The 1,825-nt window shown below is 72.8% G+C and carries 2 protein-coding genes; both read right to left on the bottom strand.

Annotated elements, in window-relative coordinates; all coding sequences use genetic code 11:
- Positions 1 to 105 precede the first annotated feature (105 nt).
- Entirely contained in the window at positions 106 to 1,389 is a 1,284-nt protein-coding gene (locus tag B8460_RS16360; RefSeq protein ID WP_241771217.1) for an MFS transporter, read from the bottom strand.
- A 7-nt stretch (positions 1,390 to 1,396) separates the two neighbouring features.
- On the bottom strand, positions 1,397 to 1,717 hold the full coding sequence (locus B8460_RS16355; protein WP_148360656.1) for a PRC-barrel domain-containing protein: 321 nt from the start codon (positions 1,715 to 1,717) through the stop codon (positions 1,397 to 1,399).
- Positions 1,718 to 1,825: the final 108 nt, after the last annotated feature.

The raw sequence follows: 1,825 nt of genomic DNA, 5'->3' as shown, positions 1-1,825 counted from the left end.
GTGCGCTCGTCGATCTCGGGCCGTGGCGGGGCGAGGCGGTCGCGCGCAGTGTGCCGGTGCCGGCGGGCGAGACTTATGCTCTGCTGCTGCAGCGCGAGGACGGGCCTATTGTCGGTGCCGCCGTCGCCGGCGGGTCTCCGGCATCGTGAGCCAGATCAGCAGCGTCCCGAGGCCGCCCGCGCCCGCGAGGCCGAGAAAGGCGATGCGGACGCCGTAGTGATCGGCCAGCGCGCCGGCCATCGTCGTGCTCAGCGTCGCGCCGATATTCACCGCGAGGCCGAGCGCGCCCATCACGAGGTTGAAGCGGCCGGTCCCGCGTGTGACGTCCGCCGAGATCAGCGGCAGCATCACGCCGAAGGTCGCGGCACTGATGCCGGACAGGGCCTGCAGTCCCACCATGACGTAGGCGTTCGGGAAGATCGCCATCAGCACGCCGCGCAGCGGCAGGGCGCCCCAGCCGAGCAGGAGGACATAGCGCCGCCCGCGCGTCTCCGCCCAGCGGCCGATCTGCGGCGACAGGAAGGCCACCACGATCTGCGGCACCACGATGCAGGCGGCGATCAGCAGGTTGGCCGCACTCCCCGCCTGCGCCGTCGCGCGCGCGGCGGCGATCGGCAGCATGGCCGCGTCCGAGAGCTGGAACAGCATGGCGCAGGCGGCGAAGGCCAGCAGCCGGCGGTCGGTGAACAGCGTGGCGAGCCCGCGCAGCGCGCCGCCGCCCTGTTCGCGTGCGGGCACGCGCGGCACCCGCGCGGGGCCGATCATGCGCAGGGCGAACATGGCCGGGATCGCCAGCGCCGCGGTCAGGATGAACACCGACCGGCTCGACACATAGGCGCCGCACGCGCCCATGACGCCGGCGGCCAGCCCGTTGCCGATCGACGCGAAGCTGGCGTTGCGACCGAGCCGCTCGCCGAGCGCGGCCCGGCCCACCAGCGCCAGGCTGATGGCCGCGATGGCCGGCGTCATCACGCAGGACGCGATGCCGTGCAGGATTTCGGCGGTGAATACCTGCAGCTTGTCCGGCTGTATCGCGAACAGCAGGGCGCTGCCGGCGATGGCGAGCGTGGCGACGACCGCGGCGATGCGCTTGCTGGGCACCGCGTCCACCAGCGCCCCGCCGGGGATCTGGCTGATCATCGCCGTCACGGTGCCGACGCTCAGCGCGATGCCGATATCGGTCTGCGTCCAGCGCTGGGAGGTCAGATAGACGGCGATGAACGGACCGAAGCCGGTCTGCACGTTCGCCATGAAGAAGTTGAGCCAGTCGAGGCCGCGCAGCGACGTCGCGTTGCGTTGCGTCGCCCGTGCCGCGCGTGGCTGGCGGGAGGAGGGGTTGCCGGACATACGTCCGCCGGCACCCAGCGGCTCGACGGTCGCGCTTGCCATGCCGGGCTCAGCGGTGGCGCGGCGCCACGACCACCGGGGCCGCCTGCCCGGGGTCCTTGTATTCGGGCGCGGCGCGGATCTGGTCGGGCGTCAGGGTGGTGACGATGGCGTGGTCGGCCGACCGCAGATGGAAATGCAGCGCGTCCCACTCGACGCTGACGACGCGGTTGCCGACGCCAAGGAACCCGCCCACGTCCAGCACCGCTGCGCGCGGCACGCCGCCCGCGTCCACCAGCACGTCCACCAGCTTGCCGATATTCTGGCCGTCCGGGCCGTCCACGTCATGGCCGAGGATGGGCATCGTCTCGCCGGCCGGGATCATTTTCATGGTCGGCTTTGTCGCCTCGTGGTGCTCGGGCGCCGATGCCGGCGGCGGCTTGGTCGGCGCCGCCGCGCCGCCTTTCGCCGTCGCGGGGGCAGGCGTGCCGGAGGCCGG

It is taken from the genome of Acidisphaera rubrifaciens HS-AP3 (assembly GCF_000964365.1).
Taxonomy (GTDB): domain Bacteria; phylum Pseudomonadota; class Alphaproteobacteria; order Acetobacterales; family Acetobacteraceae; genus Acidisphaera; species Acidisphaera rubrifaciens.
Note: the sequence above shows the minus strand (reverse complement) of the source record. Positions and strands in the feature narration are given on the sequence as shown.